Here is a 24,274-nt window from a genome sequence, read left to right on the forward strand (position 1 = left end):
CGGAGTCCCCCATGGTGACCGGCCGGCGTTTCTGGAACTTCGGACCTGTGCATAACCATGGTCATCGACCCTAGCCGGAGAACGCCGGCGTGGAAAATTTGCCCAAACGCCTACTTTCCGGCTATCGGGCACCGTGCCGTGGCCCCCCATCCGGCCCCGGGGCAGGCTTCAGGGAAGCAGGGCGGCCACCTGTTTGGGGGTGTCGGCGACAATGGCGGCGAGGCCGTTTCCGGACAGCCAGCCCCCGACGACGGCGAGGCCACCTTCCGCCGCGCAAAGCTGCCGAACCTGCTCGACCCGCCGCTTGTGGCCCAGCGCGGCGAAGGGCAGCGCGCCGGACCATCGCACCACGTCCCAGCCGACGACGTCGGTCCGGGCCAGCGGGACGGCGAGGAGCGCGGCGGCGTCCTGCAGCGCGGCGTCGAACAACTCCTCGTCGCTCCGGGGCTCCGGGGCCGCCGCGGCGTCCGGCACGTTCGCGCCGCGACCGTAGGAGAGCCGGAGGACGTGCCGGCCGGGCGCCGTCCGTTCGGCCAGCCAGGCCCACTTGGCGGTCGCGTGGGTGAGGGCCTTCGCGCGGATGCCGGGGCTCTGCGGGGCCACGAGCACTCCGGTGCCGCGCGGTGCGGCGTCGAGGGCGGGACTGTCCAGCACCAGCGTCACGAGCCGCACATCGGGTCCCGCGTCCGGACGGAGGGCCGCCAATGCCGGCAGCGTGCCGGCGAGCAGCGAGACCGCCGCCGGGCCCTCAACCGCCACGATTAGCCGCCCGGCGTCGAAGGTGGCCTGGCCCGCGGTGGCCCGCCAGCCGCCCGGGATGCGCTGCACCGCGCCTACCCGGGTGCCGCTGAGCAGGTCCACGTCCAGCCCGCGCAGCTCGGTGAGGAGGGCAGTGACGAGGGTGTGCATCCCGCCGCGGAGGCCGGCCACGGCGGAGCCCGCCTTCTGCAGCCCAGGCTGCTGGGCACCGGGCGCGGGAGCGCTGGACCCCGGCGCGCCCGGCCGGGGTCCAGCCCCCCGGCGCTGCGCGGCCACGGCGGCGGCGAGGGAGCCATGCGTGCGGATTCCGGCGCGCAATCCGGGCGCCACCATGTCCACGTCAAGCAGGGCCGGGTCGGCCGAGTGCACGCCGCCGACCACCGGCGCCACCAGCCGCTCCAGCACGCGTCGGCCCATCCGGGCGCGGACCAGGGCCGCCACGCTTGTGGCCTCGGCAGCGGTCCCCATGGAAGCCGGCAGCAGTGCGTCGAGCGAGGCGCGCAGGGATCCGAGCAGGCCAAGGGAACGCCGGACTTCGGGGTCCCAGGGGTTGGCGGGAATGCCCAGCACCCCGGTCTTCGGCAATTCCCGCGGCCCCTCCGGCAGTTGGACCCAGGCGCCGCCGGGGTTGGGCGGAACGATCTGCGCGCCGAGGCCGAGCTCTTCGGCCAGGCCGGCCACCGCGGCGGACCGGGTGGCGAAGGATTCGGCGCCGCTGTCCAGGGTCAGGCCGGCCACCACATGGCTGCCCACGCAGCCGCCCCAGTCGCCCGATGCTTCCAGCACCGTGGTCCGGACGCCAGCCCGCGCCAGCTCCCGCGCGGCGAGCAGGCCGGAGATGCCGCCGCCCACCACCACGGCCGTCGGCGCGGGAGCAGCACTGGTGTTGGAGCCGGGGTTGGTGTCAGTGGCGGCGTCGGTGGCCATCGTGGTTACTCCGGGGCGATCGAGTGGATCAGTTCGACCACGCGGGTCAGCACCGCCGCGTCCGTCTCCGGAGGCACGCCGTGGCCCAGGTTCAGGACGTGGCCCGGGGCCGAGGCGCCGGCTTTGATGACGTCGCGGACATGGGCCTCGAGGATTTCCCATGGTGCGGAGAGCAGTGCCGGGTCGATGTTTCCCTGCAGCGGCACGGTCCCGCCGAGCCGGCGGTTGGCCTCGTCCAGCGGCAGCCGGTAGTCGACGCCGACGACGTCCACGCCGACGTCGCGCATTGCCACCAGCAGCTCCGAGGTGCCGGTGCCGAAGTGGATCAGGGGTGCTCCGAGGTGCCGGACGTGATCCAGGGCGCGGGCGGACGCCGGAGCCACGAACCGCGTGTAGTCGGCCAGGCCCAGGGAGCCGGCCCAGGAGTCGAAGAGCTGCCCGGCGGAGGCGCCGGCCTCCAGCTGCGCGCGCAGGAACATCCCGGAGGCGTCGGCCGCCCAGTTGGCCAGCGCCGTCCAGGTCTCCGGATCCGCGTGCATCATGGTGCGCGGGCCGAGGTGGTCGCGGGACGGCTTGCCCTCCACCATGTACGCCGCCAGGGTGAAGGGGGCGCCGGCGAAACCGATCAGCGGGGTGCTGCCGAGTTCGGCCACGGTGAGCCGCACGGCCTCGCGGATCGGCTCCAGGGCCTCCCAGCTCAGCTGGGGCAGCGCGGCAACGTCCGCGGCGGTGCGCACGGGCTTGTCCAGCACCGGGCCGACGCCGGGGACGATGTCGACGCCGACGCCGGCCAGCTTGAGCGGGATGACGATGTCGGAGAAGAAGATCGCCGCGTCGACGTCGTGCCGGCGCACGGGCTGGAGGGTGATCTCGGAGGCGAGATCGGGGCGCAGGCAGGAATCCAGCATGGCCACGCCTTCGCGTACCTTGAGGTACTCGGGCAGCGACCGGCCGGCCTGGCGCATGAACCAGACGGGGCGCCGGGAGGGCTTGCCGCCGCGGTAGGCGGTGATCAGCGGCGAGTCGGCGGTACGGCCGTCCATCAGGGGGTGGCCGGCGTCGAGACTGTTGTGTGCCGTGCCGGAGTTTGCCGTGCCGTCGATTGCAGTGCCGTTCGTGGCCGCAGCGCTAAGAGTCATGCCTTTGATTGTGCCGAAAATCGGCTCCAAAAGATAACGACAACCTGTCACGGCAGCCGCTGCGGGCGCCGCCGTGGCGGGAATCACAACCCCGGGTGGGCAGTCCCACGCCCGGTAGTTGTTCTACACGGACGCGAAAAAGCTATGATTGTCGTGCTGTGGTTCTTTTCTCATTGGTGGCTACACACGCCGACATCGATCTGGAGACCGTTGCTCAACTGAGCACCGGCGCTTCCGGGCTTGCCACATCCGCCCTCGCCGGATCGCCGGCCGTGGCGGGTGCCGTTGTCCTTGCCACCTGCAACCGCTTCGAAATCTACGGCGAAGCGCCGCACCCGGACGACGTCGAGGCGGCCCGCGCCGCGCTGGTCTCCGAGATCAGCGGTGCCAGCGGACTCAACGAACAGCTCGTCTCCCGGTCCTTTAATACCCGCACCGGCCCGGACGTCAGCCGCCACCTGTTCGCGGTCAGTTCCGGACTGGATTCCGCCGTCGTCGGGGAACGGGAGATCGCAGGCCAGGTCCGGCGCGCCCTGATCACCGCGCAGCACGAAGGCACCGCGAGCTCCGGTCTCGTGCGGCTGTTCCAGGCCGCTTCCAAGACCGCCAAGGACGTCGGTGCGCAGACGGCCCTCGGCTCGCGCGGACTGTCGATCGTCTCCGTCGCTCTGGACCTCGCGACCGACCTCTCCGAGAACCCCGACTGGTCCACCAAGAAGGCCGTCGTCTTCGGCACCGGCGCCTACGCGGGCGCAACCATGTCCCTGCTCCGCGAACGCGGCTGCACCGACATCTCCGTCTTCTCCTCCTCCGGCCGCGCCGCCGGCTTCGTCGCCACCCGCGGCGGCACCGCCCTGGACAGCGCTTCCCTGCCGGACGCAGTCGCGGCCGCCGACGTGATGATCGGCTGCAGCGGCTCCGACAACCGCGTCGAGGCCCCCGAACTGGCCCGGATCCGCTCGGCGTCGCCGCAGCCGCTGATCGCGATCGATCTGGCCCTCACCCACGATTTCGACCCCGCCGTCGCCGAACTCGACGGCGTCGAGCTGCTCACGCTTGAGTCCGTCCGGCTGGCCGCCCCGCAGGAGCAGGCGGAGTCCCTGAACCAGGCCAGCGGCATCGTCGACGGCGCCGCCACCGCCTTTGAGCAGGAGCGCGAGGCGCGCTCGGTTGATTCGGCCATCGTCGCCCTGCGCCGCCACACGATGGACGTGCTCGACGCCGAAATGGAAAAGGTGCGCGCCCGCCACGGCTGCACCGCCGCGGCCGAGGAAGTCGAGTTTGCCCTGCGCCGGATGGTCAAGCAGCTGTTGCACGTGCCCACCGTCCGTGCCCGGGAACTCGCTGCGAACGGCCAGCAGGACGACTATGTGGCCGGCCTCGAGGCCGTCTACGGCATCACGGTTGAACAGCCTGCGGCACGGCGCCCCGCTTCCGGCACCGAGGCCGAGTGCCCGGTCGACCACAGCGCGTTTCCCGCCGCCGACGGCCAGCGGGAAACGGCCTAATAACGTTCAGCGCCTTGCCCGGCGGTATTTCCGTCCGGCCGCCAGTCCGGTCAGTCCGGCCGGCCAGTCAGGCGCTTAGTCCGTTTGCGCGGCGAAGGCGTTGACGCCCGTCAGCTCGGCGGACAGCTGCCACAGCCTCTCGGCGTCCGCCCGGTCCACGGCGTGGGCGTCGACTCCCCTGACCCGTGCTTCCGGGGTTCCCGGCACCGTCGGCTCGGCAATGTCGCAGTCCTCGCAGTAGACGCCGCCCTCGCCGGCAAGCAGCGGCGAGGTGGCCGCCCAGACCGAGGTCGCGGCCCCCTGGGCAGGCGTCTTGAACCGTTCGTTGAGGTTGCCCTCCGCGTCCATCCAGCCCGAGGCGATCATCTCTTCCCGGGGCAGGTGCCGCTGCAACTCGGTCATGATGCCTCCCGGGTGCACGGCGAAGGCCCTGACGCCGGCATGTTTCCCGAGCGCGTCCAGCTGCACCGCGAACAGCGCATTCGCGGTCTTCGCCTGACCGTAGGCCTTCCACTTGTCGTAGCCTGAGTCGAAATTGATGTCATCGAACCGGATGGGCGACAGCTTGTGGCCGGTGGAGGACAGTGCCACCACCCGCGCCCCCTCTCCCGCGGAGAGCGCGGGCCAAAGCAGGTTGGTGAGCGCGAAGTGGCCCAGGTGGTTCGTGGCGAACTGGGATTCCCACCCCGGGCCGACGCGCTGCTCCGGGCTGGCCATGATGGCGGCGTTGTTGATCAGGATGTCCAGGCTGCCGCCGTCGCCGAGGAAATCGGAGGCAAGGAAACCGGCCGCGAACTCCCTCACGCTGGACAGTTCGGCCAGGTCCAGCCCGGCCACGCGGACGCCGTCGAGGCCGGCCTCGGCCAGGACCTTGCGGGCATGGTCGGGGCGCCGCGCCGGAACCATCACCCGGGCCCCGGCGGACGATAGCGCCCGCACCGTCTCCAGGCCGAGCCCGGAATAGCCGCCGGTGACGACGGCGGTCTTCCCGCTCAGGTCCACGCCCGCAATGACCTCCGCCGCCGTCGAACGCGGGCCGAAACCCGAGCCGATCTTGTGCTGCGGGGTCAGGCTGGTGTCTTCGCTCATGGCAGTGCCTCTCGGGTAGGGGCCCGGCGGTCCGGGGACAAGGTGTTCAGGGCAAGGTGTTCAAAAACGTCAGTAGACCGGTTTTCCCGGTTCCACCTCGCGCACCCAGGCGAGGATCCCGCCCTCCAGGTGGCTGACCCGTTCGTAGCCGGCTGCCCGGGCGGCGGCGAGCACGGCCGCGGAGCGTGTCCCGCCCTTGCAGTGGAACACAATGTCCGTGTCCTGCGGCAGCTCGGCCCACGCGTCGCCGGCCAGGATCCTGCCTTGCGGGATCAGCGTGGCGCCGTCGATGCGGACGATGTCGAATTCGCCGCTCTCGCGCACGTCCACGAGCTGGAAATCCTTCAGGCCGGCCTTGCGCGACGCGAGCATGGTGGCGAGCTGGGTGGCGGTGACGGTGTGTTCGGTTCCGGCGTCCGCGGCGGGGGCGATCCCGCAGAAGGCCTCGTAGTCGGTGAGCTCGGTGACGCGCGGGGCTCCGGGGTCCCGGGAGACTTTGATTTCGCGCCAGCTGCCGCCGAGGGCGTCGAACAGCGCCACCCGGCCCAACAGGGAACGCCCGACGCCGGTGATGAGCTTGACCGCCTCGGTCACCATGAGCGAGCCGACCGCGGCGCACAGCATGCCGAACACGCCGCCTTCCCCGCAGGAGGGCACCGAGCCGGCGGGCGGCGCTTCGGGGTACAGGTCCCGGTACGTCGGGCCGTGCTGCTCCCAGAAGACGCTGACCTGTCCGTCGAAGCGGAAGATCGAGCCCCACACGTAGGGCTTTCCGAGGATGGCGGCGGCATCGTTGACCAGGTAGCGGGTGGCGAAGTTGTCGGCGCCGTCGACGATCAGGTCGTAATCGGCGAAGAGCTCCAGAGCGTTGGAGGCATCCAGCCGGACGTTGTGCAGCCGGACATCGACCAGGGGGTTCAGCGCTGCGATCGCGTCGCGGGCGGACTCGGTCTTGGGCCGGCCGACGTCGGCCACGCCATGGATCACCTGGCGTTGGAGGTTGCTGAGGTCCACGTCGTCGTCGTCGATAATGCCCAGGGTTCCCACCCCGGCGGCGGCCAGGTAGAGCAGCGCGGGCGAGCCGAGGCCGCCGGCGCCGATCACCAGGACCCTGGCGTTCTTTAGCCGGCGCTGTCCGAGCGTACCGATCTCGGGAATGATCAGGTGGCGGGAGTAGCGCTCCACCTCGTCCGGCGTCAGCGCGTCCGCAGGTTCGACCAGCGGTCCGGGCGCCGGCGGCGGGGTTGCGGGGGTTCCGTTTGGGGTCAACTGGGAAGCCATACTTCAATGTATGCCCGAAGATGCCGCCAGGTCATATTACCCCCGCGTAAAGTGGAGCTAACAGCGAAGGAAAGAAGGCCGATAGTGGTTCATCAGGCACCGGTTGAGCGGGGACATACCGGAAAGTCGTCGGCGGCCCAGGCGCGGAGCGGGACGCAGCGCTCGGCGCGGCTGCCGCGCGATGAACGGCGGGCCCAGCTGCTCGCCGCCGCGCAGGAGGTCTTCGTCGCCAACGGCTACCATGGCGCCGCCATGGACGAAATCGCCGAGACCGCGCACGTGAGCAAGCCCGTGCTGTACCAGCACTTCCCGTCCAAGCGCGAGCTGTACCTGGCCCTGCTGGACAGCCACCTGTCGGCGCTCACGGAACTGCTGCTCGGTGCGCTGAACTCCACGACGGACAACGACGAGCGCGTCCAGGCCGTCATGCGGGCCTATTTCCATTTCATCGCCAACGATGACCAGGCCCACCGGCTGGTCTTCGAATCCGATCTGGTCAACGACCACGATGTGAGCGCGCGGCTGGAAACGTTCAACAAGACCTTCGCGGACGCGATCGCGAAAGTCATCGCCGAGGACACCAAACTGCCGCTGCTGGAAGCCCAGCTCCTGGGCCGCGGACTGTCCGGAATGGCGCAGGTCAGTGCCCGGTACTGGCTGGAAACCGACGGTAACCTGGACATCGATGTGGCCAGTGACCTGATTTACCGTTTAGCTTGGCGCGGAATCTCCCGCTTTCCCAAAGAGTCCTAGACTACAAATAGAGAACACCTCGTGGAGGAAACTCGCAGAGAACGCCTCGCAGAGAAACCCTCGCAGAGAAAATTTGAACACTTTGATTGGCTGGGAGGCCTTGCTGTGGAAGTAAAGATCGGCATTCAGAACATCGGCCGCGAAATTGCCCTCGAATCCAACCAGGACGCGGACGCGGTGGCGAAGCTTGTGGAAGAGGCCATTTCCAAGGGCACCGAACTCCGCCTGACCGATGAGAAGGGCCGCCAGATCATCATCCCGGCGAACGTCCTGGGCTACGTGGAAATCGGCGCCGAAGAGGTCCGCCGGGTCGGCTTCGGCGCCCTCTAGGCAACGCCCCGGATCCCCCTACCGTTCAACCCGCCCTCAACCCGCAGTTCCCAAAGGAGTCTGAATGCTGTCCCTGATTGTGGTGGCCATGGTCGCCGTGGCCGCGGGTTTTTTGGTCTGGGCGAACGACAAGCGGCACGCCAAGTACGGCATCACTGTCCCGGCCGGTATCGCCCTGGGCGTGGCGATGCTGAGCTGGATCATCTTCATGGCGGCCGGCTTCGGGTACCAGCCGGGCCTGACCTGGATTCCGTGGGTCCTGCCCCTACTGCTGGGCTCGGCGGCGGCGGTCGGCGCGGTGCTGTACCTCGGCAGGTCCCGGACCCGGCTGGACACGGCCCGGATGACCGCCATCCTGCGCATCTAGCGGACAGCTGAAGTCGCAAAACGCTGTGGCCACTCCCCCTCGGGTGAGTGGCCGCAGTGCCTTAACCGGCTGAAGCCCTCAGCGCCGGGAAGCTTCCTTCACTTCCGGGTCCGTGGTTTCCTGAAGGACCCAGCGGTTGCCGTCCGGGTCGCTGAAGTAGGCGAAGGCTATCCCGCCGATGTCCTGGACTTCACTGATCTCGGCTCCGCGTCCCAGAAGTTCGGCGCGGGTGCCGGCCATGTCCGGGACCACCAACTGCAGTCCTTCCAGGCTTCCGGGGGCCATGGCGGTCATTCCGGTGCCGATGACGATTGAGGCGGCGGAGCCGGGCGGCGTGAGCTGGACGACCCGCATGCCTGGAATGTATTCGACGTCGTGGTCCAGTACGAAACCCAGCTTCTCCGTGTAGAACAACTTGGCCGCGTCCACGTCGGTGACCGGCACTTGTACGACTTCCAGACGCATCTCCATGCGCATCACAGTACTCCCGATACTTCCGGGCGCGTCTCCGCCAGGCGTTTGCTGAGGTAGCGGCGCTCGGTCTCAGACGGTGCGAGCTCCCGGGCACGCCGGTATTCCTGGCTGGCCTCCGGCATTCTGCCAAGGCGCCGCAAGAGGTCCGCCTTCGCGGCAGGCAGGAGGTAGTACCCCTCCAGTGACCGGGCATCCTCCAGCCGGTCGATGAGCGCCAGCCCGGCGTCCGGCCCTTGGGACATCGCGACGGCGACGGCACGGTTGAGTTCGACGACCGGTGACGGTGCCAGCCGCGCAAGACGGTCGTACAGCATTGCCACGCGGCCGAAGTCGGTGCTGCCAAAATCGCGGGCGGTCATATGGCACGCGGCGATGGCTGCCTGGATCCGGTAGCTGCCGGGCCGGACGCCGAGTGAAATGCCGGCGCGGTCGGCGGCCGCCAGGAGCGCCACCGCTTCCGCAGTCGCTGCCCGGTCCCATCGTTCGCGGTCCTGGTCCTCCAGCGTCACCAGGTCCCCGGCCGCGTCCGTACGTGCGTGCCGGCGGCCGTGCTGGAGGAGCATCAGCGCCAGCAGGCCCAGCGCTTCGGGTTCCTGCGGTGACCCTTTGTGCAGGCCAATCAGCAGCCGGTCGAGACGGATCGCCTCCCGGGCAAGGGGCTCGCGGATCAACGTGTTGGCGCCGGTGGCCGCATACCCTTCATTGAACATGAGGTAGAGGACTGCCAGGATCCCGGCCGTGCGTTCCGCTATAAATTCTGGCGGCGGCACCCGGTAGGGGATCCCGGCGTCGCGGATTTTGGCGCGGGCACGGACCAGCCGTTTGGACATGGTTGACTCCGAGACGAGGAACGCGCGAGCGATCTCGCTGGTCGTCAGGCCAGCCACGGTGCGCAAGGTCAGGGCGACCCGCGCCTCAAGCGGAAGGGCGGGATGGCAACAGGTGTAGATCAGGCGCAGCCGGTCGTCGCCGTCCACGGGATCCCCGGGAGCATCCTCCGCCAGCTCTTCGAGCCTGGCCAGGACCGAGAGCTCCCGCACCGCCTTCTTCTCGCTCGCTGCGCTCCGCAAGCAGTCAATAGCCCTGTTCTTGGCAACGGTCGTCAGCCAGGCCGCCGGGTTTCCGGGGATGCCGCGCTGGGGCCAGTCGACGAGGGCACGCGCGAACGCGTCCTGGACACAGTCCTCGGCCAGGCCCCAGTCGCCGGTGATGCGGATGAGGGTGGCCGTGATCCGTGCTGCCGCCTCGGCGGAAGCACCCCCGAGGGCCGCCCGCACCTCCGCCGCGTCCGCTGCCATCTGATCCCCCTTTTCGCCCTCCCGCGCTGAGGCGCCGATTGCTGTAACGAGTGCTATAAACCGAGCGGCCACACGGGCCTGATCTCGATCTTGCCGAATTTTGCCATCGGATGCTTGGACGCCACCTCGATCGCCTCGTCAAGATCGGTGCAGGCGATGATGTCATAGCCCGCGATCCATTCCTTTGTCTCGGCAAACGGGCCGTCCGCGACGACCACCTCCCCCGCCCGCACCGTCACGGTGGTCGCGTCCTCGACAGGTCGCAGCCTGTCGCCGTGGCGGGCGATGCCTCGCGCTTCTATCTCCGCCGCCCATTCCTCGATGTTGTCCTCGGCCGGCACATATTCCGGCGCAGTCGGATCGGTGCAGATGAACAGCATGTAGTCCACGGTGACTCCTTCTAGTAGGTCGATACGTCAATACGACGAAGGAGCTGCCGGCAAAAGGACACCCGGTGGAAAAATTCCTGGTCGGCCGGCCAGCCACCTCCAACCGGAGTCTATGGCCCGTGACCGCCCGCGGGCGGTCAATCGTCGATTCATGGTCACCACGGATAAAGGGCTTCAGTACGTCGGGCCCCCTGGTTCGGCGAGCGGGTGTTCGCGCTGGAGCTGGGCCACCTTCGGATCGTTCTCGTCTGCGCCGTAGTCCGAGGAGCGGGTGATGTCCTTGCCGTCGGGGACTTTCATTGCCCGGAAAACCAGGGACAGCACAGCTGCGACGACGAGGTTAATCACGAACGCCACAACGGCGATGTAGACCTGGATATCGGTGCCGGGGATGGCCGAGATGGACCCGCCAAAGTGGGCTTTCGTGACGGGATTGACGACGTTATACGCCGCGATGGTGCCATAGGCGATGCCGGCCGCCCAACCGAGGAACAGCGCCCACCGGTGGAACCAACGGGTATAGAGTCCAGCCACGATGGCAGGGAAGGTCTGCAGGATCCAGATGCCGCCAAGTAGTTGCATGTTGATGGCCGCGGACTGGTCCATGGCGATCACGAAGACCAGCGCGCCGAACTTCACCACCAGCGAGGCGATCTTGGAAACGCTGGCTTCCTGCCGGGGCGTGGCGTCCGGCTTGATCAGGTCCCGGTAAATGTTTCGGGTGAACAGGTTGGCCGCGGCGATGGACATGATGGCGGCCGGGACCAGCGCCCCGATGGCGATGGCGGCGAGCGCAATGCCGGCAAACCAGGCCGGGAACTGATCCAGAAACAACTGCGGCACCACCAGTTGCGGATTGACGGCGCCGTTCAGGTCGGTGGGCTTGGTGCCAGCGAAAATGGCCGCGTAGCCCAGGAGTGCCAGGAAGCCCAGCATCAAGGAGTACAGCGGCAGCACCGCAGCGTTCCTGCGGATGGTGTTCCGGCTTTTGGTCGCCAGGACGCCCGTGATCGAGTGCGGATACATGAACAGGGCCAGCGCGGAACCAAGCGCCAGGGTCCAATACGCGGAGTAGCTGGACGCCCCCGGGATGAACGCGCCCGCCGGTTTGCCCGTCGCCGGATTGACCGCTCCCAGCTTCGCCTCGGCGGAGTCGAAAATGGTACCCCACCCGCCGAACTTGATAGGCAGGTAGATCACCGCCACGATCACGGCCAGATAGATCAGCAGGTCCTTCACGACGGCGATCAGGGCAGGAGCGCGCAGGCCCGAGGTATAGGTATACGCGGCCAGAACCACGAACGCGATGATGAGCGGCAGGTCGGTCAGCAGCGCGTTCTCAGCACTGCCCAGGCCGAGCACAGTGAGTACGGCCTTGATGCCCACGAGTTGCAGGGCAATGTAGGGCATGGTGGCGACGATGCCGGTGGCGGCGACCGCAACGGTAAGGGCCCTGCTGCCATACCGGCCGCCAACAAAGTCCGCCGGCGTGACGAAACCGTGGCGGTGCGAGACGGACCACAGCCTGCTCATCAGCAAAAACACGATCGGATAGAGCACGATTGTGTACGGCACCGCGAAGAAGCCGCTCACGGCTCCGGTGGCCCACATCGCCGCCGGGACCGCCACGAAAGTGTAAGCCGTGTAAAGGTCCCCGCCGAGCAGGAACCAGGTCACCCAGGTACCAAAGCCCCGGCCGCCCAGTCCCCATTCGTCGAGGCTATGCAGCCCTGTCGCTTCTTCCCGCCTCCACCGCGCGGCAAAGAAGCCGAGGACCGCCACCAGGACGAAGAGGATGATCACAATGGTGAGGGCTATGCCGTTGACCGGCCGGTCCGGTGCCGCCAGCGGCACGACCGCCCCGTTCACCGCTCCTCCCCCGCAGCGGCCGCCCCGCGGACGGATTCACGGCGACGGCGGTCCTCCCTGGTGACCAGCCAGTAGGAGATCCCCACCAAGGCCGCGGTGACCGGGATCCATGCCATCTGATACCAGTAGAAATACGGGATACCCGCCAGCCGCGGTTCGTCGAAGGCGTACGCGGGCACAACCAACGGAACCACAATGGCGACGAGCAACAGGATTCCGGACACTACATAGGGACCCGGCTTGGCCGGCCCCCGCGTTGGCACATCAGGACTGGACATGGACGCCTCCTCACCGAGACGGGCCCCCGGAGCGGGAAGGCTTCCCGGGACGTGCCGGCGGCCTGCGGACCGTGCAGTGCAGCGGTCGTTACCCAACAGGATAGACACTGGATTTAATCTTCAACAGTGCCTTTAATCACGGTTTGGCGAGGCGAACGGGCCCGGACGGAAGCGCCGCCGGGGCCGCTACAGGAACTCGGCGCGTCCTTCCATCGCGGACGACGCGAGGGCGTGCTCGCGGCGCGGGATCCGGCCGGCCCGCCGCGCCAGCCGGCCGGCGATGACGGCGTGCCGGAACGCCTCCCCCATCAGCGCCGGGTCCTGGGCCCGGGTCACGGCGGTAGCGAGCAGCACTGCGTCGCAGCCCAGTTCCATCGCGAGCGCGGCGTCGGAGGCGGTGCCAATTCCTGCGTCGAGCACCACCGGCACCGAGGCACGGGAGACGATGAGTTCAATGTTGTGCGGATTCAGGATGCCCAGGCCGGTGCCGATCGGGGCGCCCAGCGGCATCACGGCCGTGGCGCCGAGGTTCTCCAGCCGGAGGGCCAGCACCGGGTCGTCATTCGTGTAAGCGAAGACCTTGAAGCCGCGCGCCACCAGCTGTTCGGTTGCCTCCACCAGTTCCAAGGCGTCGGGCAGCAGGGTGTGCTCATCCGCGATCACCTCGAGCTTCACCCAGTCCGTCTCCAGCGCTTCGCGGGCCAGTTCGGCCGTGAGGACGGCGTCCCGGGCGGTGAAGCATCCGGCGGTGTTGGGCAGCACCCGGATGTTGTGGTCCGCCAGCAACTGGAACAACGAGCCGCTCTCGGCCGGAGAGTAGCGACGCATGGCCACCGTCGTGAGTTCCGTTCCGGAGGCCACCAGCGCGGCTCCGAGGCCGTCCAGGCTCGGCGCACCGCCGGTGCCCATGATCAGGCGGGAGCCCAGTTCCACTCCGTCAACCGTCAGCAGATCGCGGCGTGCCTGCTGCGTTTCCTGCATTGCTGTTGCTTCCATGCCCTCTATCCTCCCTGTACTGCCGTAACGAGTTCGACGTCGTCGCCCTCGGCGAGCGCGGTCGCGTGCCACTGGCTGCGCGGCACCACCTCGGCGTTGCGGGCGACGGCGACGCCCAGTTTCCGGCCGTCCGTGGCCCGGCCGTCGGCGGCCAGCGTCCGGCCGGTCACCCCGCTGACCAAGGCGCTGATTGTGGCGCCGTCGGCGAGGGCGTGCTGCGCTCCGTTGAGCCTGATATTCATGCTGTCGTCCTGTCTTTCGCTGGAGCGTCCGCGGGTGAAGCGTCCCGCTCGGATGAGCCGGGGGCTAGAGAAACCGGGCGGCGGCTGGAGAAGCGGTCCGGGCGGAAGCCCTCCCAGCGCCGGTCCGGCTCTCCGTCCAGCAGCGCCCGGCAAATGGCGGCGGCCGCCGGGGTGAGCAGGACCCCGTGCCGGAAGAACCCGGTGGCAACGATGAGTCCCTCGACGTCCTGTCCGGATCCATCGCTGGCCACGCGCCCCAGGAGCGGGGCGTTGTCCGGGGTCCCGGGCCGTGCCCGCGCCGTGGCCTCGAGCAGTTCCAGCTCGGCAACGGCCGGGACCAGCTGCTGGGCATCGCGCAGAAGCTGGTACACGCCGCCGGCAGAGACCGCGCCCGCCTCGGAGGGCGCATCCTCCCGCTGGGTTGCGCCGATCACGACCGTGCCGTCCTCCCGCGGGACGATGTAGACCGGAACCCCGCGGACCAGGCCCCGCACGGTCGAGCGCAGCAGTGGCCGGAGCCGTGCCGGGACCCGGAGCCGCAGGATGTCCCCGTAGACCGGACGCAGCGGCAGGGACAGTCCCCCGGGCAGGCCCTGCAGTTCCGCCGCGGCCAGGCCGTTGGCTACGACCGTCTCGCCGGCGCGGAGCTCTCCGCCGCCCTCGAAACGGATGCCGGCGACGCGGCCGCCCTGCCAGAGCAGCCCGGCCGCGCGGCGGGGCACGGCCGTGAACCGGCTGTCGGTGGCCAGCAGTGACCGAATCCTCGCCAGCAGCCGGCGCGGATCCACCTGGTGGTCGGCCGGGATGTCGAAGGCGCAGGAGATGCCCGGGCTGAGCAACGGTTCGCGGCTGCGTGCCTCACGGACGGTCAGCGGCTCCACGGCCAGGCCGCAGGCCTGCTGCGCGGCCCGCAGGTCGGCGAGCGCCCGGCGGTCGGCCGCGTCCGCGCCGACGGCGAGGGTCGGCGTCGTGAGATATCCGGTGCCGCCGCCGTCAGTGCTGCCGCCGGCCAGGCCGGCGGCGAACTCCGGCCACAGCCCTGAGGCTTCCAGCATCAGGGCAAGGAGCTCCTCCTCCTGGTAGTGGAGTTCACTCACGGGCGCCAGCATGCCGGCGGCAGCCCAGCTGGCGCCGGTGCCGGGGGAGTCGTCGACCAGCGCGACGGTACGGCCCGAACGGCGGGCCTCCCAGGCGATGCCGTGGCCGATCACTCCCCCGCCGATCACGACGACGTCGTAATAATCCGAGGATGGGCCCGGTGGTGTGGCGGGTGGTGCGACGGATACGTCCATGGGGTTCCTTCCCTACGCCGGTACTAGCCGGATCAGGTCAAGCGGTCGGCTCTGACGCCCTCTCAGCCCGTCGGCCGTCTGGCGGCCCGCGCGGGCTCCCGCGGTATGCGCCCAGTTTAGAGGAACTAGGCTTGGGGCATGAGCCAGGATGTCCACACCACCGCCCGCCTGTACCTGTGCACCGATGCCCGGAAGGAGCGCGGTGACTTCGAGGACTTCGTTGACGCCGCCTTTTCCGGCGGCGTCGACATCATCCAGTTGCGGGACAAGTCGCTGGAGGCGGCCGAGGAGCTTGAGCTGCTGGAGGTCCTGCACTCCGTGGCGCGGCGGCACGGCCGGCTCTGGGCGGTAAACGACCGTGCCGACCTGGCCTCACTGGCAGGGGCGCCGGTGTTCCACATTGGGCAAAAGGACATCCCGTTCGCCGCGGCACGGGATTTCCTGGGCAAGGGCACCGTGATCGGCATGTCCACGCACACGCCGGAACAGGTGGATGCGGCCATCGCGGCGTCCCCGGGCCGGGGCGGGCTGGACTACTTCTGCGTGGGCCCGGTCTGGGCCACCCCCACCAAGCCGGGCCGCGCAGCCGTCGGGCTGGACCTGGTGCGCTACGCCGCCGCGGCGATCGGCCGGGCCGAGGCCGCCGACGTCGGGAAAGTCGCCGGGGTGGTGCCGTGGTTCGCGATCGGCGGCATCGACCTGGGCAACGTGGCGCAGGTGGTCGACGCCGGAGCCAGAAGGATTGTGGTGGTCCGGGCGATTACCGAGGCCGCTGATCCTGCCGGGGCCGCGTGTGCCCTGCTCGCCGCGCTCGACGCCGGGGCGGACGCCGACGCCGACGTCCACAGCGGCGCCGCGGACGACTAGCCGGCTAGTCCCAGCTCTGACATCCGACGGGAATGGGCGGCGGCAAGCTCGGCGGTCAGGGCGCGGGCGAGTTCACCGGCCCGGTCCTCGTCCGAGCCGGTCAGGCCGCCGAGGAAGGCGTGCTCCACGCTGACCCGCTGGGCCTGGGTAAGCGCTTCGCCGAGCAACCGCCGAGCCCACAGGGCCAGCCGGGACGCCAGCCGCGGATCGTCGGCGAGCGCGGCCTTGAGCCGGTCCCGCAGCACCACCGTCGCGTCCCCGGCCGCCTGGACCAGTTCGATCAGCCCGGCCGTCCCGGCGTCGACATAGCCCGAAATGGACCGGTAAAAGTCCGCGGAGACCGTGTCGATCACGTAGGCCTTCATGAGCGACTCGTGCCAGTCGGCGGGGCGGGTGCGCTCATGGAAGTGGTCCACCGAAGGCTGGAACGGCAGCATGGCCTCCTCCGCGTCAATGCCCATCTCCGCCAGCTTCGCGCAGACCAGTTCAAAATGCTGGAACTCGATGACGGCGAGGCCGCCCAGCACCGCCCGGTCGTGCAGGGTGGGCGAATACCGGGCGTCGGAGGAGAGCCGTTCGAAGGCCGAGAGCTCCCCGTAGGCCATCACGCCCAGCAGGTCCCGGAGGAAACGGTTGTAGCGGGCGGGCTCGGCCGGGGAGGTGCTCATGCTTCAAGACTAGTAGCGGAAATCGGGCTAACCTGATTCCGTGTCTCATCATCGCCTGACTCCGAGCGTCCGCCAGCAGAAGAACCAGCTTGCCCAGGCGCTCAACGCACTGCGCACCGTCCTGGAGTTGCCCGGGCCGTTTCCGGAAGCCGTGCTCCGGGACGCCGAGGCGGCCGTCGCCTCCCACGAGCTGCCGGAACTGGATTTGACTCACGTGGAGTTCGTGACCATCGACCCGGCGTCCTCGACGGACCTGGACCAGGCCTTGTTCATTGACCGCGCCGGCGACGGGTACAGGGTTTTCTACGCGATCGCCGACGTCCCGTCCTTCGTCGCCCCCGGCGGCGCGCTCGACGCCGAGACCCGGCGCCGCGGCCAGACGTTCTACACTCCGGACGGCCGAATCCCCCTGCACCCCGAGGTCATCAGCGAAGCGGCCGGCAGCCTGCTGGCGGGCCAGCTCTGCGCGGCCTTCGTCTGGGAGTTCGAGCTCGACGCCGCCGCCGAGGTCTCCTCCGTGCTGGTCCGCCGGGCACAGGTCCGCAGCCGGGCCAAGCTCAGCTACCAAGGTGTGCAGGCCGAACTCGACGGCGGTACCGCGGACCCCGTTCTGCAGTTGCTCAAGGAAGTCGGCAGCAAGCGGGTGGAACTGGAGCGCCTGCGCGGCGGGGCCAGCCTGAACATGCCGGAGCAGGAGATCGAGCAGCTGCCCGACGGCGGCTACCGGATCGTCGCGGCGCCGCCGCTGCCGGTGGAGGACTGGAACGCCCAGATTTCGCTGATGACCGGCATGGCCGCAGCGGAGCTCATGCTGCAGGGCAAGGTCGGCATCCTGCGGACCATGCCCGCCCCGGATGAGAGCTCGCTGCGGCACTTCCGGCGCCAGACCGGCGCACTCGGCAAGCCCTGGGACGGCCGGATCAGCTACGGCGAATACCTTCGCACCCTGGACCCCACCGACCCGCGCCAGCTTGCCATCGTGCACTCGGCCGGGATGCTCTTCCGCGGCGCCGGCTACACCCACTTCGACGGCGACGTCCCGGAGGACGCCATCCAGTCCGCTATCGGCGCGGCGTATGCCCACTCCACCGCCCCGCTGCGGCGCCTGATCGACCGCTTCGTCCTGGTCATCTGCGAGGCCCTGTCCAATGGCGCCGAGGTTCCGGGCTGGGCCCGTGAAGCCCTCCCGTCGCTGCCGGCCATCATGGCGGCTTCGGACCAACTGGCCGCCAAGCTGGAGCGGCTGTCGCTGGACACCGTGGAGGCGGCCCTGCTGAGCAACCACATCGGGCAGGAGTTCGACGCCGTCGTGATCTCGGGCTCAAAGCCCGCGAAGAACGGCGGCACGAACGGAAACGGTAAGGGCAGCAACGGGAACGGGAAGAGCAACGGGAACGGCAATGGCCCGTCCGGGATCGTGCAGATCGCCGAGCCCGCGGTGACCGCACGGTGCCCCGGCGAGCTGGAGCCCGGCACCCAGGTCCGGGTGCGGGTCGTATCCTCGGACATCGCCACGCGGGAGGTCCGGCTCGAACTCGTGGGCTGATGTTACGCCCGGCTTGCGCCCCGCAGCCGTGCCACTGGCGCGCCGCACCGCGGGCACCGGTCGAGGTTCCGAACGGCGAACAGCTAGACTGGAAGGGTAGTAATGGATGCCCGGTCGTTGATTTCCATGTTTTTCGAATTCAACAAGCCCGCCCCTACGCGATCTTGAGACACACCCGCTGGTCCCAGTGCCAGCATTTAGATAGCCCGCGATCGGCTTCCACTGGACTTGCTTGCGCTCCTGAGCGTGCTCCGGAACGGCCCTCGGCCGGCCCCGTTGAGCAAGCAGCGCAGCCCAAATGAATAAGGAAACTCCCCTGTGAGTGAATTGCACACGCACCAGCTTCTTACCGACGAGTCCGGCACGGAATCGATCGAGCCGGAAGAGACCATCATCTCGGACGAAACCCCGCACGAAATCGCGGAAAAGTCCTTCGCCGACTACAACGTCCGCGCCGACATTGTTGAATCCCTTGCCGACGCCGGAATTACCCACCCGTTCCCGATCCAGGCCATGACGCTGCCGGTCGCACTGAGCGGCCACGACATCATCGGCCAGGCCAAAACCGGCACGGGCAAGACCCTCGGCTTCGGCATCCCGGCCCTGCAGCGCGTCATCGGACGCGACGACGCGGGCTTCGCCGACCTCCCGGCCCCCGGCGCACCGCAGGCCCTCGTGATCGTGCCGACCCGTGAGCTCGCGGTGCAGGTCGCCGGCGACCTGCAGAACGCTGCCCGCAAACGCAACGCCCGCATCACCACGATCTACGGCGGCCGTGCTTACGAGCCGCAGGTCGAGTCGCTGCAGCAGGGCGTCGAGATCGTCGTCGGCACCCCCGGGCGCCTGATCGACCTCTACAAGCAGAAGCACCTCGTCCTCAAGAACGTCAAGATGGTCATCCTCGACGAGGCCGACGAGATGCTGGACCTCGGCTTCCTGCCGGACGTCGAGACCCTCATCGCAGGTACCCCGGCCGTCCGCCAGACGCTGCTGTTCTCCGCCACGATGCCCGGCCCGGTCGTCGCGATGGCGCGCCGCTACATGACCAAGCCCACCCACATCCGCGCCGCGGATCCCGAGGATGAGGGCCTCACCAAGCGCGACATCCGCCAGCTGATCTACCGTGCCCACAGCATGGACAAGATCGAGGTGGTGGCTCGCATCCTGCAGGCCCGCGGACGAGGCCGGACCATCATCTTCACCAAGACCAAGCGCACCGCCGCCAAGGTCGCCGAGGAGCTCGTGGACCGCGGCTTCGCTGCGGCCGCCATCCACGGCGACCTCGGCCAGGGCGCCCGTGAGCAGGCGCTGCGCGCCTTCCGCAACAACAAGGTGGACGTTCTCGTCGCCACTGACGTCGCCGCGCGCGGCATTGATGTCGACGACGTCACGCACGTGATCAACTACCAGTGCGTCGAAGACGAGAAGATCTACCTGCACCGCGTCGGCCGCACCGGCCGCGCCGGCAACAAGGGCACCGCCGTGACCTTCGTCGACTGGGACGACATGCCGCGCTGGGGCCTGATCAACAAGGCCCTCGGCCTGAGCGTGCCCGAACCGGTGGAGACCTACTCCTCCTCGCCGCACCTGTTCGAGGAGCTGGACATCCCGGAGGGCACCAAGGGCCGCCTCCCCCGCGACAAGCGGGTGCTCGCCGGCGTCGACGCCGAAGTCCTCGAGGACCTCGGCGAGACCGGCAAGAAGAACGCCCGTCCCGGCACACGCGACGGCGGCCGCTCAGGCTCCCGCGAGGGTGGACGCGACGCCGGCCGCTCAGGCTCCCGCGAGGGCGGACGCGACAATGGCCGCTCCGGCTCCCGCGAAGGCGGCCGTGACGCCGGACGCTCCGGCTCCCGCGAAGGCGGCCGTGACGCCGGACGCTCCGGTGAGCGCCGTCGTCGTTCGCCCGAAAAGGAGACCGCCACGGGACCCGCCGAGGCAAGCGCCCCGGCAACGGCGAGCGCTCCGACCGAGGTCGACCGGGCTACCCGCGCGCGCCGCCGGACCCGCACCCGCCGCCGCAACGGCGAAGTGGTGGCCGGCGAGGCACAGGGCGGCGCCCCGGCACGCAGCGCCGAGGCCTAATCCCCTACATGACTGACACCGTCTGGGCGCCGGACGGCAGCAACCTGGTGGTTCACGCGGATAACGCGGAATACCTCCCGACGCTGCCGGACGGCGCCTTCACACTCATTTACGTGGATCCGCCCTTCAACACGGGCCGGGTCCAGCGGCGCCAGGAAACCAAAATGGTGCTCAACACCGGCGGCGAGGGCGACCGCGTCGGCTTCAAGGGCCGCTCCTACGACACCATCAAGGGCGCGCTGCACAGCTACGACGACGCCTTCAGCGACTACTGGTCCTTCTTGGAGCCCCGGCTGGTCGAAGCCTGGCGGCTGCTCGCCGACGACGGCACCCTGTACCTGCACCTCGACTACCGCGAGGTGCACTACGCCAAGGTCATGCTGGATGCGATCTTCGGCCGCGAGTGCTTCCTCAACGAGATCATCTGGGCGTACGACTACGGCGCCCGGGCCAAGTTCCGCTGGCCGACCAAACACGACAACATCCTCGTTTACGTGAAGAACCCGGCGAAATACCACTTCGACAGCGCCGAGGTGGACCGGGAGCCGTATATGGCACCCGGGCTCGTCACGCCGGCCAAGCGCGAACTCGGCAAGCTTCCCACCGACGTCTGGTGGCACACGATTGTCTCGCCCACCGGCAAGGAAAAGACCGGTTACCCGACGCAGAAGCCCGAGGGCCTGATCCGGCGGGTGGTCGCGGCCTCCAGCCGCCCCGGCGACTGGTGCCTGGACTTCTTCGCCGGTTCCGGCACGCTCGGCGCTGTGGCGGCCAAGCTGGACCGTCGGTTTGTGTGTGTGGACCAGAACCAGGCGGCCGTGGACGTCATGGCCAAGCGGCTCAGCGCGCACGCGTCGTTCACCGCGCTGCCGGGCTCAGACCCCAACTAGCTCGCATTAGTTGTCGTTTTGACGCCTCAAAACGACAACAAGTGCGAGTCAGTTGGGCGACGTCGTCAGGTCCAGCTCTTGATGAAGGCGTGCACGGCGTCGGCGATCATCTGCACCGCAATCGCGGAGAGCAGCAGGCCGGCGATCCGGGTGATGAGTTCGACGCCGTTCTCGCCCAGGGCGCGCTGCACGAGACCGGCGAACCGCATCGCCAGGTACAGGGACGCGAGTGTCACGGCGATCCCCAGCCCGACGGCGAGGTACTGCGCCATGCTGCCGGAGCGCTGGACGAACACCATGACGGCCACGATTGCACCCGGGCCCGCCATCAGCGGCGTCCCCAGCGGCACAAACGCGACGTTCTTGTACTTGGCGGCGTTCTCCTCGCCGCTGGTGGAGCCCGTGAGCAGCTGCAGCGCGATCAGCACCAGCAGCAGGCCGCCGGCCCCCTGCAGCGCGGCGAGCGAGATGTGCATGTAGTTCAGGATGGACTGCCCGAAAATCGCGAAGGTCACGATCACGCCCGTGGCCACGAGCAGCGCCTGCAGCGCCGACAGGTTGCGGTCCCTGGCGTCCATCTGGGCCGTCAGGGACATGAAGATCGGCACCGTCCCGGGCGGATCCATGATCACGAACAGCGTGACGATCACGGAGGCCAGGAGCTGGAGGTCAATCCACTCCATCAGCGCACCACGGACGATCCAGTGCCCAGTTCCTCGATCCGCGCGAAGACCTCGGGAGCGGTCAGGTTCTCGCCCAGCAGGTTGGGTTTGCCGGTCCCGTGGTAGTCAGAGGACCCGGTCACGAGCAGTCCGTGCTGTGCTGCGAGGCGGCGCAGGAAGGCGCGGCCCTCCTCAGGGTTGTCCCGGTGGTCGATTTCCAGCCCGGCCAGGCCGGCGTCGATCATCTCCCCGTAGGTGCGGTCCCTCACGATCCGCCCGCGGGAGGACGCCACAGGATGCGCGAACACGGGCACCCCGCCGGCGTCGCGGACCAGTTCGACGGCGTACACCGGGTCCGGCGCGTAGTGCTGCACCCAGTACCGGGAATGCGAGGTCAGGATCGATTCGAAGGCTTCGCTGCGGTCCTCGACCACGCCCGCGGCAACGAGGGCGTCGGCGATGTGCGGCCGGCCCAGGGTGGCGCCGGGGGCGACGTGGTGGATGACGTCGTCCCAGGTCAGCGGGTAGTCCTCGGCCAGCAGGCTGACCATCCGTTCGGCCCGCGTGAAGCGCGCGTCCTTGGCCTTGGTGATTTCCTCCAGCAGCCCGGGGTGCGCCGGGTCGTGCAGGTAGCTGAGCAGGTGGACGCTGATGCCCTCCCGAGTCCGGCAGGAGATCTCCATGCCGGGGACCAGCGCCACGCCGTTTTCCCGGGCGGCGGCGGAAGCCTCGGCCCAGCCGTCGGTGGAGTCGTGGTCGGTCAGCGCGACGACGTCGAGCCCGGCCCCCGCAGCGGACGCGATCACCTCCGCGGGCGCTTGGGTGCCGTCGGAAACATTCGAGTGGGCATGCAGGTCAATCCTCACCTCCCTAGCCTAGTAGATCCGCCGGGGCGGCTTGTTGGCCTAAGCCGCGCAGCTGGTGAGACGATGGGACGGTGAATGATGCAGATAACACCCAAGTCTCCGCTTCCCAGCCCCTCGAAGAGCGCGTCAACAACCGCTCGCAGCGGCCCAGCTCCGATGCCTTCAAGGCGTTCATGGCCAGCAACTGGGCCCCGTCCCGGGAACAGCTGCCGGAACTCGACGCCGTGGCCGGCCACGCCGCCGCCCGCCGCCGGGCCATCTCAGAGTTGTTCAAAGGTGAACGCCTGGTCATCCCCGCCGGTCCGCTGAAGGTCCGCTCCAACGACTGCGACTACCGCTTCCGCCCCCACTCGGGCTTCGCCCACCTCACCGGCCTGGGCCTGGATCACGAGCCCGACGCCGTGCTGATCCTGGAGCCGGCCGACGAAGGCAAGGGCGACGACGGCGGACACCACCGCGCGACGCTGTACTTCCGCCCGCTGGCCGGCCGCGACACCGAGCAGTTCTACGCCGACTCCCGCTCAGGCGAGTTCTGGATCGGCGCCCGGCCGACCCTCGCCGAGTTCAAGGCCCAGCTGGGCCTGGAGACCGCCGACCTGGCCGAACTCGAGCTCGCCATCACCAAGAACGTCGGTGCCCCGGAAATCGGCGGCATCTCCATCCGGCTGGTGCGCAAGGTGGACGAGAACATTGATGCGCTCGTGGACACCGCCCGCTACAACACCGCCAAGGATCCGGAGAACCTGGACCTGGGCGTGCTGGACGCGCTCGACGAGAAGCTCAGCGAGGCCCTCTCCGAGCTGCGCCTGATCAAGGACGAATGGGAAGTCGAACAGATGAAGACCGCCGTGGCCGCCACGGTTGAAGGCTTCACCGAAGTGGTCAAGGCCCTGCCGCGGGCGCTCACCCACCGCCGCGGCGAACGCGTGGTCGAGGGCGCCTTCTTCACCCGGGCCCGCGAGGAAGGCAACGAGCTCGGCTACGACACCATTGCCGCTTCGGGCAACAACGCCACCGTGCTGCACTGGACCCGCAACACGGGCAAGGTCAACGCCGGCGAGCTGCTGCTGCTGGACGCCGGCGTCGAGGCCGACTCCCTGTACACCGCGGACATCACCCGCACCCTGCCGGCCAACGGCACCTTCTCCGAGATCCAGCGCAAGGTCTACGAAGCCGTGCTCGACGCCGCCGACGCCGGCTTTGCCGCCGCGCAGCCCGGCACCAAGTTCCGCGACATCCACACCGCGGCCACCACCGTTCTGGCCGAACGCCTCGCCGAATGGGGCCTCCTGCCGGTGTCCGTCGAGGAAGCCATCAGCCCCGAGGGCCAGCAGCACCGCCGCTGGATGCCGCACGGCACCAGCCACCACCTGGGCCTGGACGTGCACGACTGCGCCCAGGCCAAGCGTGAACTGTACCTGGACGGGATCCTGGCCCCCGGCATGGTCTTCACGATCGAACCGGGACTGTACTTCAAGGAGGAGGACCTCGGCATTCCGGCGGAATACCGAGGAATCGGCGTCCGGATCGAGGACGACATCCTGATGACGGCGGACGGCCCGGTCAACCTGAGCGCGGCGCTGCCGCGGAAGGCCGACGACGTCGAGTCCTGGATGGCAGGCATCTACCAGGACGTTGAGGCGCAGCTGCCCTAGCAGCCGGGCAACAAGAAAGGGAGGGCCGCCGGTGATCCGGCGGC

The 24,274-nt window shown here is 69.0% G+C and carries 24 protein-coding genes; 9 read left to right on the top strand and 15 right to left on the bottom strand.

Annotation, left to right across the window (positions count from 1 at the left end; genetic code table 11):
• Window positions 1-168: 168 nt before the first annotated feature.
• The gene (gene hemG / locus AC1DBL_RS00720; protein ID WP_476925281.1) at window positions 169-1,686 is read right to left on the bottom strand and encodes a protoporphyrinogen oxidase; all 1,518 of its coding nucleotides are present in this window, start codon (window positions 1,684-1,686) and stop codon (window positions 169-171) included.
• A gap of 5 nt (window positions 1,687-1,691) precedes the next feature.
• Window positions 1,692-2,825 (bottom strand): uroporphyrinogen decarboxylase, encoded by a 1,134-nt coding sequence (gene hemE / locus AC1DBL_RS00725; protein WP_476925282.1) that lies wholly within the window; start codon window positions 2,823-2,825, stop codon window positions 1,692-1,694.
• A 158-nt stretch (window positions 2,826-2,983) separates the two neighbouring features.
• On the opposite strand from hemE, the gene AC1DBL_RS00730 reads away from it, so the two are divergent.
• Complete coding sequence (locus AC1DBL_RS00730) at window positions 2,984-4,333, top strand: glutamyl-tRNA reductase (protein WP_476892206.1); 1,350 nt, start codon at window positions 2,984-2,986, stop codon at window positions 4,331-4,333.
• Between the two features lie 75 nt (window positions 4,334-4,408).
• Here AC1DBL_RS00730 and AC1DBL_RS00735 read toward each other — a convergent pair whose 3' ends face one another.
• On the bottom strand, window positions 4,409-5,422 hold the full coding sequence (locus AC1DBL_RS00735; RefSeq protein ID WP_476925283.1) for an SDR family NAD(P)-dependent oxidoreductase: 1,014 nt from the start codon (window positions 5,420-5,422) through the stop codon (window positions 4,409-4,411).
• Window positions 5,423-5,491: 69 nt separating this feature from the next.
• Window positions 5,492-6,703, bottom strand: coding sequence for a molybdopterin-synthase adenylyltransferase MoeB (moeB, locus tag AC1DBL_RS00740; protein WP_476925284.1), 1,212 nt, complete (start codon window positions 6,701-6,703; stop codon window positions 5,492-5,494).
• A gap of 6 nt (window positions 6,704-6,709) precedes the next feature.
• Between moeB and AC1DBL_RS00745 the strand changes: the two genes are divergently transcribed.
• The 3 genes from AC1DBL_RS00745 (at window position 6,710) to AC1DBL_RS00755 (ending at window position 8,153) form a co-directional block, all read left to right on the top strand.
• Window positions 6,710-7,456 carry a TetR/AcrR family transcriptional regulator gene (locus tag AC1DBL_RS00745; RefSeq protein ID WP_441417202.1) on the top strand — a complete coding sequence of 249 codons (747 nt, stop codon included), beginning with the start codon at window positions 6,710-6,712 and terminating at the stop codon, window positions 7,454-7,456.
• A 105-nt stretch (window positions 7,457-7,561) separates the two neighbouring features.
• Entirely contained in the window at window positions 7,562-7,786 is a 225-nt protein-coding gene (locus tag AC1DBL_RS00750) for a DUF3107 domain-containing protein (RefSeq protein ID WP_441417201.1), read from the top strand.
• 64 nt (window positions 7,787-7,850) lie between these two features.
• Entirely contained in the window at window positions 7,851-8,153 is a 303-nt protein-coding gene (locus AC1DBL_RS00755) for a hypothetical protein (protein WP_476925285.1), read from the top strand.
• 78 nt (window positions 8,154-8,231) lie between these two features.
• Here AC1DBL_RS00755 and AC1DBL_RS00760 read toward each other — a convergent pair whose 3' ends face one another.
• The 8 genes from AC1DBL_RS00760 to thiO all read right to left on the bottom strand — a co-directional run bounded on the left by AC1DBL_RS00760 (window position 8,232) and on the right by thiO (window position 14,991).
• Complete coding sequence (locus AC1DBL_RS00760; RefSeq protein WP_441417199.1) at window positions 8,232-8,624, bottom strand: VOC family protein; 393 nt, start codon at window positions 8,622-8,624, stop codon at window positions 8,232-8,234.
• 5 nt (window positions 8,625-8,629) lie between these two features.
• On the bottom strand, window positions 8,630-9,925 hold the full coding sequence (locus tag AC1DBL_RS00765; protein ID WP_476925286.1) for an RNA polymerase sigma factor: 1,296 nt from the start codon (window positions 9,923-9,925) through the stop codon (window positions 8,630-8,632).
• A gap of 53 nt (window positions 9,926-9,978) precedes the next feature.
• Window positions 9,979-10,305 (bottom strand): YciI family protein, encoded by a 327-nt coding sequence (locus tag AC1DBL_RS00770; protein WP_441417842.1) that lies wholly within the window; start codon window positions 10,303-10,305, stop codon window positions 9,979-9,981.
• Window positions 10,306-10,488: 183 nt separating this feature from the next.
• A complete protein-coding gene (mctP, locus tag AC1DBL_RS00775; RefSeq protein WP_476925287.1) occupies window positions 10,489-12,183 on the bottom strand; it encodes a monocarboxylate uptake permease MctP in 1,695 nt (564 codons plus the stop codon).
• Window positions 12,180-12,461 (bottom strand): DUF3311 domain-containing protein, encoded by a 282-nt coding sequence (locus tag AC1DBL_RS00780; RefSeq protein ID WP_441417196.1) that lies wholly within the window; start codon window positions 12,459-12,461, stop codon window positions 12,180-12,182. Before AC1DBL_RS00780 ends, mctP begins: the two co-directional genes overlap by 4 nt.
• Before the next feature lie 186 nt (window positions 12,462-12,647).
• Complete coding sequence (locus AC1DBL_RS00785) at window positions 12,648-13,457, bottom strand: thiazole synthase (RefSeq protein ID WP_441417195.1); 810 nt, start codon at window positions 13,455-13,457, stop codon at window positions 12,648-12,650.
• A 5-nt stretch (window positions 13,458-13,462) separates the two neighbouring features.
• Window positions 13,463-13,699, bottom strand: a complete 237-nt coding sequence (gene thiS, locus AC1DBL_RS00790; RefSeq protein WP_441417194.1) for a sulfur carrier protein ThiS — start codon at window positions 13,697-13,699, stop codon at window positions 13,463-13,465.
• Window positions 13,696-14,991, bottom strand: a complete 1,296-nt coding sequence (gene thiO / locus AC1DBL_RS00795) for a glycine oxidase ThiO (RefSeq protein ID WP_476925288.1) — start codon at window positions 14,989-14,991, stop codon at window positions 13,696-13,698. The genes thiS and thiO overlap by 4 nt, the downstream gene beginning before the upstream one ends.
• 138 nt (window positions 14,992-15,129) lie before the next feature.
• Between thiO and thiE the strand changes: the two genes are divergently transcribed.
• Window positions 15,130-15,858, top strand: a complete 729-nt coding sequence (gene thiE / locus AC1DBL_RS00800; RefSeq protein WP_476925289.1) for a thiamine phosphate synthase — start codon at window positions 15,130-15,132, stop codon at window positions 15,856-15,858.
• Here the strand turns inward: thiE and AC1DBL_RS00805 are convergent.
• Window positions 15,855-16,526: a ferritin-like fold-containing protein gene (locus AC1DBL_RS00805; protein WP_476925290.1), complete on the bottom strand. Its 672-nt coding sequence runs from the start codon at window positions 16,524-16,526 to the stop codon at window positions 15,855-15,857. The two genes, thiE and AC1DBL_RS00805, sit on opposite strands and share 4 nt — an antisense overlap.
• Window positions 16,527-16,566: 40 nt before the next feature.
• On the opposite strand from AC1DBL_RS00805, the gene AC1DBL_RS00810 reads away from it, so the two are divergent.
• The 3 genes from AC1DBL_RS00810 (at window position 16,567) to AC1DBL_RS00820 (ending at window position 21,047) form a co-directional block, all read left to right on the top strand.
• Window positions 16,567-18,072, top strand: coding sequence for an RNB domain-containing ribonuclease (locus tag AC1DBL_RS00810; protein ID WP_476925291.1), 1,506 nt, complete (start codon window positions 16,567-16,569; stop codon window positions 18,070-18,072).
• Window positions 18,073-18,390: 318 nt separating this feature from the next.
• Complete coding sequence (locus AC1DBL_RS00815; protein ID WP_476925292.1) at window positions 18,391-20,157, top strand: DEAD/DEAH box helicase; 1,767 nt, start codon at window positions 18,391-18,393, stop codon at window positions 20,155-20,157.
• A gap of 8 nt (window positions 20,158-20,165) precedes the next feature.
• Entirely contained in the window at window positions 20,166-21,047 is an 882-nt protein-coding gene (locus AC1DBL_RS00820; RefSeq protein WP_441417188.1) for a DNA-methyltransferase, read from the top strand.
• Window positions 21,048-21,112: 65 nt separating this feature from the next.
• Here AC1DBL_RS00820 and AC1DBL_RS00825 read toward each other — a convergent pair whose 3' ends face one another.
• Both AC1DBL_RS00825 and AC1DBL_RS00830 read right to left on the bottom strand, forming a co-directional pair.
• On the bottom strand, window positions 21,113-21,721 hold the full coding sequence (locus AC1DBL_RS00825; protein WP_441417841.1) for a MarC family protein: 609 nt from the start codon (window positions 21,719-21,721) through the stop codon (window positions 21,113-21,115).
• An 8-nt stretch (window positions 21,722-21,729) separates the two neighbouring features.
• Window positions 21,730-22,575 carry a PHP domain-containing protein gene (locus tag AC1DBL_RS00830; protein WP_476892198.1) on the bottom strand — a complete coding sequence of 282 codons (846 nt, stop codon included), beginning with the start codon at window positions 22,573-22,575 and terminating at the stop codon, window positions 21,730-21,732.
• A gap of 71 nt (window positions 22,576-22,646) precedes the next feature.
• On the opposite strand from AC1DBL_RS00830, the gene AC1DBL_RS00835 reads away from it, so the two are divergent.
• A complete protein-coding gene (locus AC1DBL_RS00835; protein WP_476925293.1) occupies window positions 22,647-24,230 on the top strand; it encodes an aminopeptidase P family protein in 1,584 nt (527 codons plus the stop codon).
• Window positions 24,231-24,274: the final 44 nt, after the last annotated feature.

The sequence above is a fragment of the Arthrobacter sp. 10T44 genome (genome assembly GCF_056393885.1).

Coding starts and splice junctions, on each gene's coding strand:
- hemG (WP_476925281.1), bottom strand. CDS start 1,686: ATGGCCACCGACGCCGCCACTGACACCAACCCCGGCTCCAACACCAGT.
- hemE (WP_476925282.1), bottom strand. CDS start 2,825: ATGACTCTTAGCGCTGCGGCCACGAACGGCACTGCAATCGACGGCACG.
- AC1DBL_RS00735 (WP_476925283.1), bottom strand. CDS start 5,422: ATGAGCGAAGACACCAGCCTGACCCCGCAGCACAAGATCGGCTCGGGT.
- moeB (WP_476925284.1), bottom strand. CDS start 6,703: ATGGCTTCCCAGTTGACCCCAAACGGAACCCCCGCAACCCCGCCGCCG.
- AC1DBL_RS00745 (WP_441417202.1), top strand. CDS start 6,710: ATGTATGCCCGAAGATGCCGCCAGGTCATATTACCCCCGCGTAAAGTG.
- AC1DBL_RS00755 (WP_476925285.1), top strand. CDS start 7,851: ATGCTGTCCCTGATTGTGGTGGCCATGGTCGCCGTGGCCGCGGGTTTT.
- AC1DBL_RS00760 (WP_441417199.1), bottom strand. CDS start 8,624: ATGGAGATGCGTCTGGAAGTCGTACAAGTGCCGGTCACCGACGTGGAC.
- AC1DBL_RS00765 (WP_476925286.1), bottom strand. CDS start 9,925: ATGGCAGCGGACGCGGCGGAGGTGCGGGCGGCCCTCGGGGGTGCTTCC.
- AC1DBL_RS00770 (WP_441417842.1), bottom strand. CDS start 10,305: ATGCTGTTCATCTGCACCGATCCGACTGCGCCGGAATATGTGCCGGCC.
- AC1DBL_RS00780 (WP_441417196.1), bottom strand. CDS start 12,461: ATGTCCAGTCCTGATGTGCCAACGCGGGGGCCGGCCAAGCCGGGTCCC.
- AC1DBL_RS00785 (WP_441417195.1), bottom strand. CDS start 13,457: ATGGAAGCAACAGCAATGCAGGAAACGCAGCAGGCACGCCGCGATCTG.
- thiS (WP_441417194.1), bottom strand. CDS start 13,699: ATGAATATCAGGCTCAACGGAGCGCAGCACGCCCTCGCCGACGGCGCC.
- thiO (WP_476925288.1), bottom strand. CDS start 14,991: ATGGACGTATCCGTCGCACCACCCGCCACACCACCGGGCCCATCCTCG.
- thiE (WP_476925289.1), top strand. CDS start 15,130: ATGAGCCAGGATGTCCACACCACCGCCCGCCTGTACCTGTGCACCGAT.
- AC1DBL_RS00805 (WP_476925290.1), bottom strand. CDS start 16,526: ATGAGCACCTCCCCGGCCGAGCCCGCCCGCTACAACCGTTTCCTCCGG.
- AC1DBL_RS00820 (WP_441417188.1), top strand. CDS start 20,166: ATGACTGACACCGTCTGGGCGCCGGACGGCAGCAACCTGGTGGTTCAC.